The 17,979-nt window shown below is 58.7% G+C and carries 20 protein-coding genes; 9 read left to right on the top strand and 11 right to left on the bottom strand.

Annotated features, from left to right (window positions below):
• Positions 1 to 101: 101 nt before the first annotated feature.
• Positions 102 to 1,076, bottom strand: coding sequence for a cysteine synthase A (gene cysK / locus ACMXYJ_RS09225; protein WP_415759560.1), 975 nt, complete (start codon positions 1,074 to 1,076; stop codon positions 102 to 104).
• A gap of 126 nt (positions 1,077 to 1,202) precedes the next feature.
• Between cysK and ACMXYJ_RS09220 the strand changes: the two genes are divergently transcribed.
• Positions 1,203 to 2,279, top strand: coding sequence for a DUF748 domain-containing protein (locus ACMXYJ_RS09220; protein WP_415759558.1), 1,077 nt, complete (start codon positions 1,203 to 1,205; stop codon positions 2,277 to 2,279).
• On the opposite strand, the gene ACMXYJ_RS09215 is transcribed toward ACMXYJ_RS09220, so the two are convergent.
• Entirely contained in the window at positions 2,276 to 2,779 is a 504-nt protein-coding gene (locus ACMXYJ_RS09215; protein WP_415759557.1) for a DUF2442 domain-containing protein, read from the bottom strand. The two genes, ACMXYJ_RS09220 and ACMXYJ_RS09215, sit on opposite strands and share 4 nt — an antisense overlap.
• The gene (locus tag ACMXYJ_RS09210; protein ID WP_076030093.1) at positions 2,767 to 2,997 is read right to left on the bottom strand and encodes a DUF4160 domain-containing protein; all 231 of its coding nucleotides are present in this window, start codon (positions 2,995 to 2,997) and stop codon (positions 2,767 to 2,769) included. Before ACMXYJ_RS09210 ends, ACMXYJ_RS09215 begins: the two co-directional genes overlap by 13 nt.
• A gap of 202 nt (positions 2,998 to 3,199) precedes the next feature.
• On the opposite strand from ACMXYJ_RS09210, the gene ACMXYJ_RS09205 reads away from it, so the two are divergent.
• On the top strand, positions 3,200 to 4,045 hold the full coding sequence (locus ACMXYJ_RS09205; RefSeq protein ID WP_008153159.1) for an AAA family ATPase: 846 nt from the start codon (positions 3,200 to 3,202) through the stop codon (positions 4,043 to 4,045).
• 33 nt (positions 4,046 to 4,078) lie between these two features.
• Complete coding sequence (locus ACMXYJ_RS09200) at positions 4,079 to 5,257, top strand: vWA domain-containing protein (RefSeq protein WP_415759556.1); 1,179 nt, start codon at positions 4,079 to 4,081, stop codon at positions 5,255 to 5,257.
• A 91-nt stretch (positions 5,258 to 5,348) separates the two neighbouring features.
• Here ACMXYJ_RS09200 and ACMXYJ_RS09195 read toward each other — a convergent pair whose 3' ends face one another.
• The 4 genes from ACMXYJ_RS09195 to ACMXYJ_RS09180 form a co-directional block, all read right to left on the bottom strand.
• Positions 5,349 to 6,275, bottom strand: coding sequence for a biotin-dependent carboxyltransferase family protein (locus tag ACMXYJ_RS09195; protein ID WP_415759555.1), 927 nt, complete (start codon positions 6,273 to 6,275; stop codon positions 5,349 to 5,351).
• A complete protein-coding gene (locus tag ACMXYJ_RS09190; protein ID WP_415759554.1) occupies positions 6,272 to 6,976 on the bottom strand; it encodes a 5-oxoprolinase subunit B family protein in 705 nt (234 codons plus the stop codon). The genes ACMXYJ_RS09195 and ACMXYJ_RS09190 overlap by 4 nt, the downstream gene beginning before the upstream one ends.
• Positions 6,973 to 7,725: a 5-oxoprolinase subunit PxpA gene (locus ACMXYJ_RS09185; RefSeq protein WP_033056161.1), complete on the bottom strand. Its 753-nt coding sequence runs from the start codon at positions 7,723 to 7,725 to the stop codon at positions 6,973 to 6,975. Before ACMXYJ_RS09185 ends, ACMXYJ_RS09190 begins: the two co-directional genes overlap by 4 nt.
• 90 nt (positions 7,726 to 7,815) lie before the next feature.
• Positions 7,816 to 9,102 (bottom strand): MFS transporter, encoded by a 1,287-nt coding sequence (locus tag ACMXYJ_RS09180; RefSeq protein WP_415759553.1) that lies wholly within the window; start codon positions 9,100 to 9,102, stop codon positions 7,816 to 7,818.
• 148 nt (positions 9,103 to 9,250) lie between these two features.
• Between ACMXYJ_RS09180 and ACMXYJ_RS09175 the strand changes: the two genes are divergently transcribed.
• Complete coding sequence (locus tag ACMXYJ_RS09175; RefSeq protein WP_415759552.1) at positions 9,251 to 10,165, top strand: LysR family transcriptional regulator; 915 nt, start codon at positions 9,251 to 9,253, stop codon at positions 10,163 to 10,165.
• A gap of 124 nt (positions 10,166 to 10,289) precedes the next feature.
• Here ACMXYJ_RS09175 and ACMXYJ_RS09170 read toward each other — a convergent pair whose 3' ends face one another.
• From ACMXYJ_RS09170 to ACMXYJ_RS09160, 3 genes are read right to left on the bottom strand one after another with little or no spacing between them, the layout of a single operon-like run.
• Complete coding sequence (locus ACMXYJ_RS09170) at positions 10,290 to 10,832, bottom strand: DUF2937 family protein (RefSeq protein WP_415759551.1); 543 nt, start codon at positions 10,830 to 10,832, stop codon at positions 10,290 to 10,292.
• Between the two features lie 12 nt (positions 10,833 to 10,844).
• Positions 10,845 to 11,621, bottom strand: a complete 777-nt coding sequence (locus ACMXYJ_RS09165; RefSeq protein WP_046046095.1) for a class II glutamine amidotransferase — start codon at positions 11,619 to 11,621, stop codon at positions 10,845 to 10,847.
• A gap of 32 nt (positions 11,622 to 11,653) precedes the next feature.
• Complete coding sequence (locus ACMXYJ_RS09160; protein ID WP_415759550.1) at positions 11,654 to 12,151, bottom strand: MFS transporter; 498 nt, start codon at positions 12,149 to 12,151, stop codon at positions 11,654 to 11,656.
• Between the two features lie 215 nt (positions 12,152 to 12,366).
• On the opposite strand from ACMXYJ_RS09160, the gene ACMXYJ_RS09155 reads away from it, so the two are divergent.
• Positions 12,367 to 14,421, top strand: coding sequence for a S9 family peptidase (locus tag ACMXYJ_RS09155; protein WP_415759549.1), 2,055 nt, complete (start codon positions 12,367 to 12,369; stop codon positions 14,419 to 14,421).
• Positions 14,422 to 14,564: 143 nt separating this feature from the next.
• Positions 14,565 to 15,038, top strand: a complete 474-nt coding sequence (locus ACMXYJ_RS09150; RefSeq protein WP_415759548.1) for a cyclic nucleotide-binding domain-containing protein — start codon at positions 14,565 to 14,567, stop codon at positions 15,036 to 15,038.
• Here the strand turns inward: ACMXYJ_RS09150 and ACMXYJ_RS09145 are convergent.
• The gene (locus ACMXYJ_RS09145) at positions 15,035 to 15,325 is read right to left on the bottom strand and encodes a hypothetical protein (protein WP_415759547.1); all 291 of its coding nucleotides are present in this window, start codon (positions 15,323 to 15,325) and stop codon (positions 15,035 to 15,037) included. The two genes, ACMXYJ_RS09150 and ACMXYJ_RS09145, sit on opposite strands and share 4 nt — an antisense overlap.
• 97 nt (positions 15,326 to 15,422) lie before the next feature.
• Between ACMXYJ_RS09145 and ACMXYJ_RS09140 the strand changes: the two genes are divergently transcribed.
• The 3 genes from ACMXYJ_RS09140 (at position 15,423) to ACMXYJ_RS09130 (ending at position 17,976) form a co-directional block, all read left to right on the top strand.
• Entirely contained in the window at positions 15,423 to 16,109 is a 687-nt protein-coding gene (locus ACMXYJ_RS09140) for a spermidine synthase (RefSeq protein WP_090317513.1), read from the top strand.
• Between the two features lie 49 nt (positions 16,110 to 16,158).
• Positions 16,159 to 16,533: a YajD family HNH nuclease gene (locus ACMXYJ_RS09135; protein ID WP_223432015.1), complete on the top strand. Its 375-nt coding sequence runs from the start codon at positions 16,159 to 16,161 to the stop codon at positions 16,531 to 16,533.
• A gap of 70 nt (positions 16,534 to 16,603) precedes the next feature.
• Positions 16,604 to 17,976, top strand: a protein-coding gene (locus ACMXYJ_RS09130; RefSeq protein WP_415759546.1) for an IS3 family transposase whose coding sequence is annotated in 2 segments (ribosomal slippage) — positions 16,604 to 17,075 and positions 17,075 to 17,976 — 1,374 coding nt in all. Because the reading frame shifts where the segments join, the coding sequence is not laid out codon by codon here.
• The last annotated feature ends 3 nt before the right edge of the window (positions 17,977 to 17,979 follow it).

Below are 17,979 nucleotides of genomic sequence, written 5' to 3'. Positions count from 1 at the left end.
TCAGTGTTGAGGATTACGCAATAAAGCACTTCTTAACATAAGGTTCCTGAACGGGGGCTGACCTGAATCAACCCCTCCCACTGGATCAAAAATCGCAACGCCTATTGCTGATTCTCCTGCTCGGTAAACAGATCACTGAACAGCATGCTCGACAGGTAGCGTTCACCGGAGTCCGGCAGGATCACCACGATGGTCTTGCCCTGCATTTCCGGGGTTTCCGCCAGGCGGACGGCCACCGCCATGGCGGCACCACAGGAAATACCGCTCAAAATCCCTTCTTCCTGCATCAGGCGCAGGGCCATGGCCTTGGACTCTTCATCGCTGACCAACTCAACCCGATCGACCATCGACAGATCAAGATTCTTCGGCACAAAACCGGCACCAATACCCTGGATCTTGTGAGGGCTCGGCTTGATCTCTTCACCGGCCATTGCCTGCGTGATGACCGGCGACACCACTGGCTCCACCGCCACCGAAATAATCGGCTTGCCCTGGGTATTCTTGATATACCGCGAAACCCCGGTAATGGTTCCACCCGTTCCGACGCCTGCCACCAGTACGTCGACTGCACCGTCGGTGTCGTTCCAGATTTCCGGACCGGTCGTTTTTTCGTGGATGGCCGGGTTGGCCGGGTTTTCAAACTGTGACGGCATGAAGTAGGCAGTCGGGTCGCCGGCGACAATTTCAGCAGCCTTCTCGATGGCTCCTTTCATGCCCTTGGCCGGTTCGGTCAGTACCAGTTCGGCCCCCAGTGCCTTGAGCACTTTGCGGCGTTCGATACTCATGGACGCCGGCATGGTCAGCATCAGCTTGTAGCCGCGAGCCGCAGCGACGAACGCCAGGCCGATACCGGTATTGCCTGAGGTCGGTTCGACGATGGTCATGCCAGGCTTGAGTTTGCCGGTGCTTTCGGCGTCCCAGATCATGCTTGCCCCGATCCGGCACTTGACCGAGTAACCGGGGTTACGCCCTTCGATCTTGGCCAGGATGGTCACGCCGCGCGGGGCGATACGGTTGATCTGCACCAGCGGTGTATTGCCGATGGAATGGGCGTTGTCAGCGTAAATACGGCTCATGGCTGGGTCCTTATACAGCGTTAAATAAGCTCTCCAAGGTATGCCTGTTGCCCTTGGTCGTCCAGTCAGTCGAACGTCCCGCAACCGCAGCAGTCAATGGTTTTACAACGCCAGAGATTTGCCATCATGAAACGCAGATACAGTTGGCCCCTGTGGACCCTCGCCGGCCTTGTTGTGCTGCTGATTGCCCTGCACATCGCCCTGCCCTACATGGTGCGCGACTACCTGAATGACAAACTGGCGAACATGGGCGACTACCGTGGCCAGATCACTGATGTGGACCTGGCCCTGTGGCGCGGTGCGTACAAAATCAACGGGCTGAAAATCGTCAAGGTCGAGGGCAAGGTCCCCGTACCTTTCGTCAACGCGCCGCTGATCGATCTTTCCGTCAGCTGGCATTCGCTCTGGTACGACCACGCCGTCGTGGCCGAGGTGCAGTTCTTCAAACCCGAGGTGAACTTCGTCGACGGCGGCGCCAACAAGCAAAACTCCCAGACCGGTCAGGGCACCGACTGGCGTGCGCAGTTGAGCAAACTGGCACCCATCACCTTGAACGAAGTGCGGATCAACGATGGCAAGATCAGTTTCCGCAACTTCAATTCCAAGCCCCCCGTGAACATGAACGCCACTCAGGTCAACGCCAGCATTTACAACCTGACCAACGTGGTCGACACCAAGGGCAAACGCGACGCTCGCTTCGAAGGAAAAGCGCTGCTGCTCGGGCACGCGCCACTGGAAACCACCGCCACCTTCGACCCTTTAAGCAACTTCGAAGATTTCGAGTTCCGCCTGCGGGCCAAAGACATCGAGCTCAAACGCATGAACGACTTTGCCTCAGCCTATGGCAAGTTCGACTTCAATGCAGGTCACGGTGATGTGGTCATTGAAGCGCAGGCTAAAAAAGCTCAATTAACGGGTTACATCAAACCGCTGCTAAAAGACGTCGACGTGTTCAATTGGCAGCAGGACGTCGAGAACAAGGACAAAGGGATTTTCCGCTCCATTTGGGAGGCCATCGTCGGCGGCTCCGAAACGGTGCTGAAAAACCAGGGAAAGAACCAGTTTGCGACTCGCGTGGAACTGAGCGGCAATGTGCATCGCCGAGATATCAGCGCATTCGAGGCTTTTTTGCAGATTTTACGCAACGGCTTCATCCAGGCGTTCAATGCCCAATACGAACGGCCCAAGCCGGACGCCGGTTAAGGCTTGCGTGTGACGGTATAGCGACCGGTTTCTTCCGCCGCTCGCGCCGGGTTCGATTGCTGCTGCAAGAAGTCCCAGCCCAGGCAGGCCAGTGCCAGCGATCGCGGTACGGCTTCACGACCACTGCTGTAACGCGTAATGCTGCGGGCACTGACCCCTAACGCTTCGGCCGCCTGATTGAGCGGCAGCCCGGTACGAGCGCGCCAGTCGATGAAGATCCGGGTATTTTCGTCCACTGCATTTTGTGCGAGAGCATCCAGATAAAGGGTGTCAGCGCCGATCTGGATGTCCAGGTCAGGCCACTCGACACTCCAGCCATCGTCGCCAAGGGCTGCCCCTTCGAAAGCGCCAGCCTCCAACAACGGCTGCAACCCTGGATAGGCGCGCAGGTCCCGACTCAAATCCAGGTTCAGTTGCTGACCGTCGATAAAGGTCAGCGCCAAGCGGTGATCCGGCAACGCCTGCACGGACGACAGCCGTGGTCGTTTCATGGGTAACATCGTTTCCAATCCTCCAGCAATTGCACCTGATGGGCCCTGACCCACGCCAGCGCTTCCTTGATAATCAGCGGCGGCGCCTTGCCCACCATCACTTCGACGGTTTCCAGGCTGAGCATGACGTCCAGCCCGCCACCGGTCAGGTGGACATGGGGCGGCGGATGATCCTTCTCGCGCAACTGAATGCGGTACGTATCGCGAAACCGGTATTTAGTAGACATGCCTCGCAAGCTATCGCCAAAATGGCGATAGCTCAATACTGGCTAGCGGCCGAGACTGAGTCAAGATGTGACGCCCCATTCAGAGACTGAATAAGCCGTCTGCGTTCACAGTCGACCGGGCACCGCGTTATAGTCGGGTACTACAATTATTGCGCCCCGCCCTGCTTCGTTCAGGTCGGCGTTACCGTTCGAGGATTAGCAGATGAAGTTCGAAGGCACCCAGGCTTACGTCGCCACCGATGACCTGAAGCTGGCGGTCAACGCCGCCATCACTCTGGAGCGTCCGCTGCTGGTCAAGGGCGAGCCGGGCACTGGTAAAACCATGCTCGCCGAGCAACTGGCCGAGTCCTTTGGCGCCAAATTGATCACCTGGCACATCAAATCCACCACCAAGGCGCATCAGGGCCTGTACGAGTACGACGCGGTCAGCCGTCTGCGCGACTCGCAGCTGGGCACCGAAAAGGTTCACGACGTTCGCAATTACCTGAAAAAGGGCAAGCTCTGGGAAGCCTTCGAATCCGAAGAGCGGGTGATCCTGCTGATCGACGAAATCGACAAGGCCGACATCGAGTTCCCGAACGACTTGCTGCAAGAACTCGACAAGATGGAGTTCTACGTTTACGAGATCGACGAGACCATCAAGGCCAAGAAGCGTCCGATCATCATCATTACCTCCAACAACGAGAAAGAACTCCCGGACGCCTTCCTGCGCCGCTGCTTCTTCCACTACATCGCCTTCCCGGATCGCACCACGATGCAGAGGATCGTCGATGTGCACTACCCGAACATCAAGAAAGACCTGGTCAGCGAAGCGCTGGACGTGTTCTTCGACGTGCGCAAGGTGCCGGGCCTGAAGAAGAAACCATCGACCTCCGAACTGGTGGACTGGCTGAAGCTGCTGATGGCCGACAACATCGGCGAAGCGGTGCTGCGCGAGCGCGATCCTACCAAGGCCATTCCACCGCTGGCCGGCGCTTTGGTGAAGAACGAACAGGACGTGCAGTTGCTTGAACGTCTGGCGTTCATGAGCCGTCGCGGCACTCGCTGATCCCTCTGTTTAACAAGATAGAGGGCGATAGCCATGCTGCTTAACCTGTTCAATGAAATGCGCGCAGCCAAAGTGCCGGTCTCGGTACGGGAGCTGCTGGACCTGATCAACGCGTTGAAGCAGCGCGTGACCTTCGCCGACATGGACGAGTTTTATTACCTGTCCCGGGCGATTCTGGTGAAAGACGAAAAGCATTTCGACAAGTTCGACCGGGCGTTCGGTGCCTATTTCAACGGCCTGGAAAAACTCGATGATCATCTTCAGGCATTGATCCCGGAAGACTGGTTGCGCAAGGAATTCGAGCGTTCGCTGACCGAAGAAGAGCGGGCGGCGATCCAGTCCCTCGGCGGCCTGGACAAGCTGATCGAAGAGTTCAAGAAACGCCTCGAAGAACAGAAAGAACGTCATGCCGGCGGTAACAAGTGGATCGGCACCGGCGGCACCAGCCCGTTCGGCTCCGGCGGCTTCAACCCGGAAGGTATCCGCGTCGGCGATGCAGGCAAGCGCCAGGGCAAAGCGGTCAAGGTCTGGGATCAGCGCGAGTACAAGAACCTCGACGATTCAGTGGAACTGGGCACGCGCAACATCAAGGTCGCCCTGCGGCGGCTGCGCAAATTCGCGCGCCAGGGTGCGGCAGAAGAACTGGACATCGATGGCACCATCGACCACACCGCGCGCGATGCCGGATTGCTGAACATCCAGATGCGTCCGGAGCGGCGCAACACCGTCAAGTTGTTGCTGCTGTTCGACATCGGCGGCTCGATGGACGCCCACGTAAAGATCTGCGAAGAGCTGTTCTCGGCCTGCAAGACCGAGTTCAAACACTTGGAGTATTTCTACTTCCACAACTTCATTTATGAATCGGTGTGGAAGAACAACATGCGCCGCAGTTCCGAGCGCACGTCGACCCAGGATCTGCTGCACAAATACGGCGCCGACTACAAAGTGATCTTCATTGGTGACGCCGCCATGGCGCCGTACGAAATCACCCAGGCCGGCGGCAGCGTCGAGCACTGGAACGAAGAAGCGGGTTATGTGTGGATGCAGCGGTTCATGGAGAAGTACAAGAAGGTCATCTGGATCAACCCGTATCCGAAAGATACGTGGGGCTATACGTCTTCGACCAACATTGTGCGGGACTTGATTAACGATCAGATGTACCCGCTGACGTTGCGGGGGTTGGAAGAAGGGATGCGGTTTCTTTCCAAGTAATCTTCGTCGTCTGTTCGACCGCTATCGCGAGCAGGCTCGCTCCCACAGTTGACCGAGTTTCCCTGTAGGAGCGAGCCTGCTCGCGAAGCTTTTAGCGTTCTAAAAACCGGCGTAGATATTCGACCTGCTCCCGATGCGCGACATCCTGCACCACCGGTTTCAACCGTACCTTTGTCCCCGGCAGACACTGCGCCAATCGCGCCAATGCCAACGGCGTCAACGCACCCAATCGCGGATAACCACCAATGGTCTGCCGATCATTGAGCAACACAATCGGCTGCCCGTCCGGCGGCACCTGAACCGCACCCAGCGGGATGCCTTCGGAAATCATCGGCTTCCCCTGATACTGCAACGCCGTTCCCAGCAAGCGGATGCCCATCCGGTCGGCACGGCTGTCGAGGGTCCAGACGCTGTTGAACGCGTCGAACAAACTCTGCCCACTGAACTCGCCGATCTGGGCACCGAGCACCAGGTCCAGCGGCGCGTTGCGTTTGAAATCCGGCACCTGTTCGCTCGCCAATTCCCGCAGCAAGAGCAGCGAGCTGCCCGAGTAGCTCAACTGCGCATCTTTGGCCAACGCCCGGCCCATGCCATCCAGCCCGCCGAGTTCCTCACGGACCACGGTTGCGCTACTGCCCAACACCTTTGGCGCATCAAATCCGCCCGGGGCTGCCAAATAAGCCCGAGCCCCAAGCAGCGGCTGAGTGAATTGCAATTGCTGACCTTTGTTCAGCCTGAAACTGCGCCACGGCGCCAACGCCTCGCCATCCACCTGCGCCCCCAGATCCGCGCCGGCCATCGCCAGCACGCAATCCTCTTCGGCAACGACAGTAAACCCGCCGAGGGTGATTTCAATCACCGGTGCATCCAGGCCATTGCCCAGCAACCAATTGGCCCACGACATCGATCGCCAATCCGCCGCCCCGCCCTGGGTCACGCCCAGATGCCGCACGCCGAAACGGCCAGCGTCCTGCAACAGGCACAGCGGTGTACTCGCTTCTATTGATAGACGGCTCATACCTGCGCCTCCAACGGTGTGTCATCACCGCCCAGATTGATGAATTCGGCATGGCTGACGGCTTCGAAGCGCACCGTGTCGCCTGGTTGCATCAGGCTGTAGCCGTCGCGTTCACGGTCGAACAATTTGGCCGGGGTGCGGCCGATCAGATTCCAGCCACCGGGGGACACCACCGGATAAGCGGCGGTTTGGCGTTCGGCGATGCCGACGCTGCCCGCCGCCACTTTTTTACGCGGAGTGTTCAGACGCGGCGCGGCCAGTGCTTCTTCCACCAACCCCATGAAGGCGAAACCCGGCGCGAAACCCAAGGCGAACACCTGATATTCGCGCTCGCTGTGGCGGCGGATCACTTCATCGACGGCCAATCCGCTGAGCTGGGACAACAGGCTCAACTCCGGGCCAACGCTCAAGTCATACCAGACCGGCAGCACATGACATTTGCCACGGGTGCAGGCGTTGGGCGACAGATCGATCAAGGCCTCGGCGATCAGCTCCCGAGCCTGGGCCGGACTCAACGCGGTCAGATCGTAATGCACCATCACCGTCGTATAGGACGGCACCAGATCGATCAGATGCCCGGCGAATGCAGCACGCAGACTTTCACTGGCGGCGAGCATCCACGGCATGTTCGCTTCGGCAATCTCATCGAACAGGCGCACCATCAGGCAATCCAGCGCCACCACTTCTACCCGCAGTTTCATGACGCGCTCTGCTGATCAAGTGCTTCGCGGATACGCCGCACGGCGGCTACCGAACTTGCATTGTCGCCGTGTACGCAAAGGGTGTTGGCTTGCAAGTGCAAGGCACTGCCATCGCTGGCCGTGAGGTTGCCGCCGCGGGCAATGGTCAGCGCCTGTTCGATGATCGTTTCGGGATCGTGATGCACCGCGCCTGGCAGTTGCCGTGAGACCAGCATTCCCGCGCTGTCGTAAGCACGATCGGCGAAGGCTTCGAACCACAGGGTCACACCGTATTCATCGCCCAACTGCTGGGCGGCGCTGTTGTCGCGAGTGGCCATCAACATCAGCGGTAACTCACGATCATAGGACGCCACAGCCTGAAGCACCGCGCGCAATTGCGCCGGGTTGGCCATCATGTCGTTGTACATCGCGCCGTGCGGCTTGACGTAACTCACCCGCCCGCCCTGAGCCCGGCATATGCCGTCGAGAGCGCCGATCTGGTAATGCACAATGTCCTGAAGTTCCTGGGCGGTGTAGGCCATGGAACGGCGGCCGAAGCCGACCAGATCCTGATACGCCGGATGAGCACCGATCTGAACCCCGTTGCTCAAGGCCAGGCTGACAGTCTTGCGCATGATGCTCGGGTCGCCTGCATGGAAGCCGCAGGCGATGTTGGCGCAATCGATGAAGGGCATGACCTCGGCGTCCAGACCCATGGTCCAGTTGCCGAAACTCTCGCCGATGTCGCAGTTCAATAGCAGGCGGCTCACGGTGAACACTCCTGTAAGTTTTATTCTTTTTAGCTGCGGGACAGTTTTTGTAACGGCAGGCCCGCAGATTATCAGTTGCTGGGCATTAAGTTATTGGGCTTCGAGTTGCTTGCCACGGGTTTCCGGCAAGCTCAGGGCCGCAAGGATCACCACCCCGTAGGACACCGCCGCAAAAGCACCGATTCCCACGCTCAATGGCACCTTCTGGCTCATCACACCGATCAACAGCGGGAACAACGCCGCCAGCGCCCGGCCGATGTTGTAGCAAAAGCCCTGACCCGAACCGCGAATCCGCGTTGGAAACAGCTCGGTCAAAAACGCGCCCATGCCACTGAAAATCCCCGAAGCGAAGAAGCCAAGAGGAAAGCCCAGCCAGAGCATCACGCCATTGCTGACCGGCAATTGGGTGTAGAGCAGAACAATGGTGAACGAGCCGACCGCGAACAGAATGAAGTTCTTTTTACGCCCGAGGATGTCAGTCAAATACGCGCTGATGACGTAACCGACGTAGGAACCGACGATCACCATCGCCAGATAACCGCCCGTACCGAGTACGCTCAAACCGCGTTCGTTCTTCAGAAAGGTCGGCAACCAGGAGGTGATCGCGTAGTAACCGCCCAGAGCACCGGTGGTCAGCACCGACGCGCGAATCGTGGTGAACAGGATGCCGGGAGCGAATATCTCGTAAAACTTTGCCGGATTGCTGGGTTCTTCCTTGGCCTTGGCTTCGCGATAGATTTCCGGGTCCTTGACCAGTCGGCGGACGAAGATCACAAAGATCGCCGGCACGATGCCAAGGATGAACAGCGCGCGCCAGGCATCTTCCGGCGGCAGTACCGAGAACAGCAGCGCATACAAAATCGCCGTCAGCCCCCAACCCAATGCCCAGCCGGATTGCACCATGCCGACAGCCTTGCCGCGGTCTTTGGCGCGAATCACTTCACCCATCAGCACCGCGCCGGCGGTCCATTCGCCGCCGAAACCGAAGCCCATCAGCGTGCGGCTGATCAGCAGTTGTTCATAGTTTTGGGCGAAACCGCAGAGGAAGGTGAAGAAAGCGAACCACAGAACGGTCAGTTGCAAAGTGCGTACGCGACCGATGCGGTCGGAGAGAATCCCTGCCACCCAACCGCCGATGGCCGAGGCGATCAGGGTGCTGGTGTGAATCAACCCGGCCTCGCCGGTGGTGATACCCCACATCGCAATCAGGGTCGGCACCACGAAGCTGAGCATCTGCGTGTCCATGCCGTCCAGGCCATAGCCGATCTTGCAGCTCCAGAACGTGCGGCGTTCCTGCTTGTTGATGTTGCGGTACCAGTCGAAAGGTCCTGGACGAACCGTGGCTTTGGGGATGTCGAGCGTGTCGGGCGCACTCATGGCAAATCTCCGCGCTAATTTTTATTGGTATTGTTCTGAGCCCCGACGACGCCTATCGTGGGAACCGGATGGCCTGATTTTTGGGCGCTTTGCACTGCTGCGTCCAACTAATAAAAACCCGCTTTAGACATAAGAAAAACTTGTCCCCATGAACCTGAAGTTTCTTGAGACCTTTGTCTGGGTCGCCCGACTCAAGAGTTTTCGCCTGACGGCAGACAAGCTCTTCACCACCCAGGCGTCGATTTCCAGCCGCATTGCCGTGCTCGAAGGCGAGCTCGGGGTGAAGCTGTTCCTGCGCGATTCACGTGGCGTGAGCCTGACGCCCGAAGGCTTGAAAGTGCTCGAGTACGCCGAGCAAATGATGGACACCATGCAAGCGCTCAAGCAGTCGATCGAAACCCGTTCGAGCAAGGTCGGGCGGGTTCGCATCGGCGTGATGGACACGGTCATCCATACCTGGCTGAGCCCGTTGGTGGCGCAAATGATGGATCACTATCCGCTGGTGGAAATCGAGTTAGTGGCCGATACCGCGCTCAACCTCTGCGATCAGCTGCAAAAAGGCTTTCTTGATCTGATCCTGCAAACCGACCTGTTGCGTCAGGAAAGTGTGCGCAGCCTGGAGCTGGCCAGTCACCCGATGGGCTGGATTGTGGCGACGAATTCGATTTACAACCGCGAGTATTCAGGGATTGCCGACCTAGCGCGGGAACGGATCATTACCTATTCGAAAAACTCCCATCCGCATCAGGAGATTCTCGCCCTGATGCAGGCCAACGGCATCATGACGCCACGGTTGAACTGCGTGAACTCGGTATCGGCGATCACCCGGTTGTTGCGGGACGGTTTCGGTATTGGCGCGCTGCCGCCGGTGCTGGTAGCCGAGGAACTGGCGCGGGGGGAATTGACCTTGCTGGCCATCGATCAACGGCCACCGAATTTGCAGGTGGTGGTGTCGTGGCGGGTTGGCGTGGAGTGGGTCGAGGAGATTGTTTCGTTGTGTCAGCAGGTGCTGGACGGGTATGCGAAGAAGGTGGGTGAGAACTACATCCTCCTCGCACGCTGATCGTGATCCTGATCGTTCCCACGCTCTGCGTGGGAATGCCTCAACGGACGCTCCGCGTTCGGCTTCGGAAGGGACGCGGAGCGTCCCGGCTGCATTCCCACGCAGAGCGTGGGAACGATCAATCTTACAGCCCGCGCACATCCCGATCTTCGATCGGCCGGCTCTGGCGCAGGCGTTTGCCACCCAGCACCACCCAGTCGATCAGACGGAACAGGCATTCAATGCCGAACGACAACAGCAACGCCCCGCTCATGCCCCAGATCATCGCTTCCGGCGTCAGCAGGATCTGGTAGCTGTAGCCATTCCAGGTTTCCTTGCGAATATCCGCATCAGCCGCCAGTGCAACCTGCAGGAAGCGGATGTACCACGGGCCCTGCATGGCCTGGAACTGTTTATCGAGAGCCAGTTGACGGGTCAACAAGGTGCTCAGGCTGTCGGCATCGCTGCGAAAGATCGGGTCTTCGCTGGCGCGGTAATGGGCCACCAACGCCTGCATGTCACCCTTGAAGAACTGATTCGCCGTGCCCTGAAAACCGCTCAGACTGGTCTGCGCCTCAATCAGATGCGCTTCGACCCGTTTGGCATAATCGCTGATGAACCCTGGCACCTGGACACCGATCAACAGGCCCGCCGCAAACAACACCAGCCGTAGATAACTGAGCAACATGAGGGGAAATCCTTATTCGGTCTTGCCCTGGCTGACGCATTCACCGCGTCGCCAGAGGCTCCATTGGCCCGGTTCGTAGCGGGTCCAGGTTTCGTTTTCGGTCAAGGGTTCGGTGGCGATCACCGTGACCACGTCGTTGGGCGTGGTTTCGGCCTGGAAATCGACGATTACATCGACGTCCTTCAAGCGCGCCGGGCCAAAGGGTGCACGACGAGTGATTTGCGCCAGTTTGGTCGAGCAGTAGCAGAACAACCAATCGCCATCGCTGAGCAGGCAGTTGAACACGCCTTTGCTGCGGTATTCGGCGCAGGCGGCCACCAGGTCTGGCAGCAATTCTTCGACCTCTACCGGCTCCGGGAACGCGGCGCGCACGCGGTTGAGCAAATCGCAGAACGCCGCTTCGCTGTCGGTATCGCCAACGGGGCGGTAAAAACTCTTGATCGGTTGAAACTCCGCGAGCTGGCCGTTGTGGGCAAAACACCAGTTACGGCCCCACAGCTCACGCACGAATGGATGGGTATTGGACAGGCAGACTTTGCCGACATTGGCCTGGCGGATGTGCCCGATCACCACTTCGCTCTTGATCGGATAGCGTTGCACCAGGTTCGCGACTTCGGACTCACAACTCGCCGCCGGGTCCTGAAACAGGCGCAGGCCACGGCCCTCGTAAAAGGCGATGCCCCAACCGTCACGGTGCGGACCGGTGCGGCCGCCGCGCTGCATCAGCCCGGTGAAGCTGAACACGATATCGGTCGGGACATTGGCGCTCATGCCCAATAACTCACACATGCTCGGATTCTCGCTGAAAGGCAGGGGCAAGGTTACAGACGCGGCTCAACCCGCAAACGCTGAGGGTTGCTCGGCACCGGTGGACGACCGTAACGATCATCGCCCGCACCGCCGAAAGGATGATCCTCTTCAGGGTCATCGGCCCGGGCAGCAGCCTTGGCAGCGGCAGCCTGTTCCTTGCGAGCGTTGGACGCACGTTCGATAGGGAAACGGATCGCCACGAATACAAGGTAAATGCCGAAGGCGATCATGCCGTACATGAACAGGTCGGAAACTGCGCGCCAGGCGTTGTTACCGACCTTGAACATCAGATCGAGGGCCGTGATGGCAATGGCCGGAGCGACCTTTTCCTTCACCGGATCAATGATGGTCGGGCTGAACAGCAACACAGCAACCAATAGCCGCAGCGGCTCACGCAGCCAGCGCCACATCCAGCGGGTGATACGCATCCACACCAACAGGCAGCCCAAAGCGGCAAAGGCGTAGAGGCCCCAAGCGATCAGATAGTCGTTCTCGGTCATGGTGTCCATGGCAAGGCAGGCAAAGAGGCGCTTATAGTAACGACTTTTCGCACGTCAGGCTGCCCCAATACCAGTCTGTAAAGCGCAACCCCTGTGGGAGCGGGCTTGCTCGCGAAAGCGGTGGGTCAGTCAACCGAGATGTTGAACGTGCTGGCCTCTTCGCGAGCAAGCCCGCTCCCACAAGTTGCGAAGCCCTTATTCTGTACATTGCTCGAGAGTCCTTCATGCCCCTATCCGTCAACGTTTCCGACGCTCCCATTGCCCGCAAGGCCGAAGGCGACGACCCGTATGCCTGGCTGCAGGAGCGCGACACCGACGCGGTGCTCGACTACCTGAAAGCGGAAAACCGCTACCAGGAGGCGCAAACCGCCGATCAGGCCGGGTTGCGTGAAACCCTGTTCGAAGAGATCAAGGGCCGGATTCTCGAAACCGACCTGTCCCTCCCCTCCCCTTGGGGCCCTTACCTGTATTACACGCGGACCACGGCCGGTGATGAATATGCCCGTCACTACCGCTGCCCGCGCCCGGCCGATGACAGCCTGCAGCTCGACGAAAGCCAGGAACAACTGCTGCTGGACCCGAACGAACTGGCCAACGGCGGCTTCTTTTCCCTGGGCGCCTTCAGTATCAGCCCTGACCACCAGCGTCTGGCCTATAGCATCGACGCCACGGGCGATGAGATTTTCACGTTGTTCGTGAAGGAATTGTCCAACGGCCGTGTCAGTGAACTGGAATTCCAGGATTGCGACGGCAGCATGACCTGGGCCAATGACAGCCTGACGCTGTTCTTCGGTGAACTGGACGACACCCATCGCCCGCACAAACTGTTCCGCTATCGGCTGGACGGTACGGCGGCCGAAGAAGTGTTCCATGAGCCGGACGGTCGATTCTTCATGCATTGCTACCGCTCCAGTTCCGAGCAGCAATTGCTGCTGTCCCTGGGCAGCAAAACCACCAGCGAAGTCTGGGTACTCGACGCGTTCCAGCCGCAGCAGGCGTTTACCTGCATCGCACCGAGGGTTGAAGACCATGAGTACGACGTCGACCACGGCGCGCTCGACGGTCAATGGACCTGGTTCATTCGCACCAACCGCGACGGCATCAACTTTGCCCTGTACCACGCCGTAGACACCGGCGTGGCGCCGACCGAGGCCGATTGGCAGAACCTGATCCCGCACAGCGACACGGTAATGATCGAAGGCATGAGCCTGAATACCGGGGCCATGACCCTGAGCCTGCGTGAAGGTGGCTTGCCGATCATCGAAGTTCATCCGCAAGACCTGCCGAGCTACCGTGTGCAATTGCCGGATGCGGCCTACAGCCTCCACGTGCAGAACAGTCTGGAATTCGTCAGCGACAGGATCCGCCTGCGCTACGAAGCGTTGAACCGTCCGGCGCAAATCCGCCAACTGGTATTGGGCAGCGGCGAGCAGAAAGTCCTCAAGGAAACACCGGTGCTCGGCCCGTTCGACGCCGATGCCTACGTCAGTCAGCGCCTATGGGCGACCGCACCGGACGGTACGAAAGTGCCGATCAGCCTCGTCGTCAAACGCGAAGCCCTCGGTAAACCGACGCCACTTTATCTGTACGGCTACGGTGCTTACGGCGAAAGCCTCGACCCGTGGTTCTCCCACGCTCGTTTGAGTCTGCTGGATCGTGGCGTGGCGTTCGCCATCGCTCACGTGCGTGGCGGCGGTGAACTGGGCGAAGCCTGGTATCGCGCTGGCAAGCAGGAACACAAACACAACACCTTCAGCGACTTCATCGCCTGCGCCGAACACCTGATCGCCAATGGCTTCACTACTTCACAGCAACTGGCGATCAGCGGCGGCAGTGCCGGTGGTCTGCTGATCGGCGCGGTGCTCAATCAGCGGCCGGAGCTGTTCGGCGCGGCGATTGCCGAAGTGCCGTTCGTCGACGTGCTGAACACCATGCTCGACCCGGATCTGCCGTTGACCGTCACCGAATACGACGAGTGGGGCAATCCTGAAGAACCGGACGTCTATGATCGGATCAAGGCCTACGCCCCGTACGAAAACGTCACCGCACAAGCTTACCCGGCGACCCTGGTGATCGCCGGCTACAACGACAGCCGCGTGCAGTACTGGGAAGCGGCGAAGTGGGTGGCGAAATTACGCGCGACCAAAACCGACGCAAATCCCCTGCTGCTCAAGACCGAATTGGGTGCCGGGCATGGCGGGATGAGCGGTCGTTATCAGGGATTACGTGACGTAGCACTCGAATACGCATTTGTTTTCAAGGTTTTGGGCATCGCCTGAGGAACTTGGCCCGGCGTGTCGGTCTTAACACCGAACACCGGGCCCGGTACAACACATCCCCCTGTGGGAGCGAGCTTGCTCCCACAGGGGATTGGGGACGTCCAGAAAACCGGAACCAGACACAAGAAAAAGACCGTGACGACATGTCAGAACCGACCTTACTGAACAACGAAATTCGCGACTGGCTGATGGACTGTGGCCTGTTCGATCAACTGCTGCCGGCGGACTTCGCCGCGGCCTCGGGCTACTTCAGCATCAGCACCATTGCTCAGGGCGAAGAGATTTTCCATGAGGGCGATGCCGGCAGCTTCATGTGCATCATCCACACCGGCCAGGTGGCGGTGCAGAAAACCAACAGCGAAGGGCACCTGGTGACCATGGCAACGTTGCGCAGCGGTCGGGCGTTCGGCGAAATGGCCGTACTCGACGGCGAACGCCGCTCGGCCAGTTGTGTGGCCGCGAGCAATTGCCAGTTGCTCAATCTGGGCAAGGACTCGTTGGAAAAGATGCTCAACGACGCGCCGAAAATCGCCGCCAAAATCATCCGCGCCCTCGCCGTCTCCCTCTCCAAACGCTTGCGCATGGCCTATGGGCAACTGCTCTCGCAGCAGGTTTAACCGCCGGGTGACTTGATCTTCGTGCTGTTTGGCTCAAGGCCTGGCAACGGTTGATCCTTGGTCGGAGGACTGGGCATCTCGATCGGCACCAGCGGTGGGCCGCCACTGCCCGTTCCGGCCTTGGGCAAGGTGGTCGGGGAAATTTTCGGGTACGGCGCAGGGGTCGCGGTACCGGGCGAACCGGGCGGCGGCGCAGGGCTGGTCGGAATGGTTTGCAACTGCTGGGCCTGCACTGCAGTTATCGAGAGCGCGGCCAAGGCAATGACCGTTAGAATGGTGCGCTTCATCAATGGCTCCGTTGGCCTTGTTGTCGTTTTGCAGGCTACTCCCAACTGCGCGTGTTTGCCTTCCCCTCTTATGCCAATTTGTCCTCAAGTGAGTCCCATGAAACGTTTCGTTCTGCTCGACACCGCTCCAATTCCTGAAAATGGCGGTGCCTTGTGCCTGTTCGAATACGGCGAAGATTTTGTCATCAAGATCCAGGGCGGCGACGGCGGGCAACTGATGAACACCCGCATGCACGGCTCGGAAGACGCTCTGGCGGAGATTCCGTGCCGTAAAGTGGCCGGCCGGCCGAATTCGCGCGTGCTGATCGGCGGCCTGGGCATGGGCTTCACCCTCGCCTCGGCCCTCAAGCATTTGGGCAAGACCGCTGAAGTGGTGGTCGCCGAACTGGTGCCGGGGGTGGTGGAGTGGAACCGTGGGCCGCTGGGCGAAAAATCCGGGAACCCGCTGCTCGACCCGCGCACCGTCATTCGCATGGAAGACGTGGCCAAAGTCCTGCAGGCCGAGCCGCAAGGTTTCGACGCGATCATGCTCGACGTCGACAACGGCCCTGAAGGCCTGACCCAGAAAGCCAACAGCTGGCTCTACTCCGCTGGCGGCCTGAGCGCCTGCGCCAAGGCCCTGCGGCCCAAAGGCGTGCTGGCTGTCTGGTCCGCGAGCGCGGACCGACAGTTTTCCGACAAACTGAAGAAAGCCGGCTTCAAGGCCGAGGAAGTCCAGGTGTTCGCCCACGGCAACAAAGGCACCCGCCACACCATCTGGATTGCCGAGAAGCTCAAGGGCTGAGCTAAACTTGGCTCATAACCGTCATTAGTCTTTTTACAAAGGTGAACCCATGAGTTCGTCAACGCCACCGACCAACACGTCGAAACTGGACCGCATCCTTGCCGACAACCAGCGCGACAAGGAAATGGGTTACCGCGACAAGGCCCTGAAAATGTACCCGCACGTGTGCGGTCGCTGCGCCCGTGAGTTTTCCGGCAAGCGCCTGAGCGAACTGACCGTGCACCACCGCGACCACAACCACGACAACAATCCGCAGGACGGCTCGAACTGGGAATTGTTGTGCCTGTACTGCCACGACAACGAACACTCGCGGTACACCGATCAACAGTATTTCGATGAAGGCTCGCTGAGCTCGCCGAAAATCGCCAAGGCGACGCATAACCCGTTTGCCGCGTTGGCCGGCTTGATGAAGAAAGACGAATAACCCGCTTACTGATCGTTCCCACGCTCTGTGAACTGACCCCCAAAGGTTGGACACAACCTTTGGGGGCGTCATGGGTAAGTACACAGAGCAAGCAAAACTCGCAGCCGTGCAGGACTATTGTTCCGGTAGCGCGGGTTTGAGGGATGTTGCACACCGTCACAATGTGGACTTTTCATCCCTTCGTCAGTGGGTCGCAGCCTATCAAGTGCATGGCGTTGCTGGGCTTAAAGAGAAAAAGCTGCAGCGCTATAGCAACGACTTCAAACTGTCTGTTTTGAACCGTATGCGTGAGGAACAGCTGTCCTATCGGCAGACGGCGGCCTTGTTCGACATCCGTAAGTTCGACATCATCGGCCTCTGGGAACGCCGCTTTGATGAGGGCGGTTTTGATGCCCTTACCAAGCAGCCTAATAGAGCCGGACGTCCGAAAAAAATGCCGACCACCATTCCTCCTGTTCAACCCAGCTCAACCGATGACGAATCGCGCTCACGCGATGATTTGCTTGCCGAGGTGAAGCAGTTGCGGATGGAAAACGACTACCTAAAAAAGCTCGATGCCTTGGTTCAGGAGAAGAAACGAATAGCGCAGCAGAAAAAGCGCAAATCGTAATAGGACTGAGGCCGCTGCATTCTCTCGAAAGCCTGCTGAAATTTGCCGGTTTGGCACGCAGCACCTTTTACTATCAGCAAAAGGCGCTGCAAGCGGCTGATAAGTACGCAGAGCTGAAAGACAAGATTCGCTCGACGTTCGACGAGCACAAGGGCCGGTATGGCTATCGCCGCATAACGGCTGCTGTACGGAGCGCTGGTCATCTCGTCAATCACAAGACTGTTCAGCGACTGATGGCGCAGCTTCAGCTCAAGAGCTTGGTGCGGGTGAAGAAATACCGGGCCTACAAGGGAGAGGTAGGCAAGGCAGCGCCTAATCTTTTGAAGCGTGAGTTCGAAGCTCCGTCACCCAATCAAAAGTGGGTAACCGACGTTACAGAGTTCAAAGTTGGAGGTCAGAAGCTTTATCTGTCTCCCGTTTTGGATCTGTACAACGGCGAAATCATTTCCTACGAGGTTGCCAGAAGACCGTTGTTCGATATGGTCGGGAAGATGCTCAAAGGTGCATTCAAGCGGCTTCAGCCGCATGAAAAACCGGTTTTGCACTCAGACCAGGGCTGGCAGTATCGAATGCCCATTTACCTGCGGGCTCTCAAAAAATGCTCCGTTACGCCGAGCATGTCGCGCAAGGGTAACTGCTATGACAACGCGGCCATGGAGAGTTTCTTCGGCACACTGAAGTCCGAATTTTTTTATCTGAATAAATTTAACGACCTGGATGAGCTTCACGCAGGCATCGACGAGTACATCCAGTATTACAATCACTCGCGTATCAGACTGAAGCTAAACGGCCTGAGTCCTGTTGAATACAGAATTCAGGCCGCTCAGGCATAGATA

It is taken from the genome of Pseudomonas arabinosi, assembly GCF_047758675.1.
GTDB lineage: Bacteria > Pseudomonadota > Gammaproteobacteria > Pseudomonadales > Pseudomonadaceae > Aquipseudomonas > Aquipseudomonas arabinosi.
The sequence above is the reverse complement of the archived record's forward strand: the minus strand, read 5'-3'. Positions and strand labels throughout refer to the sequence as shown.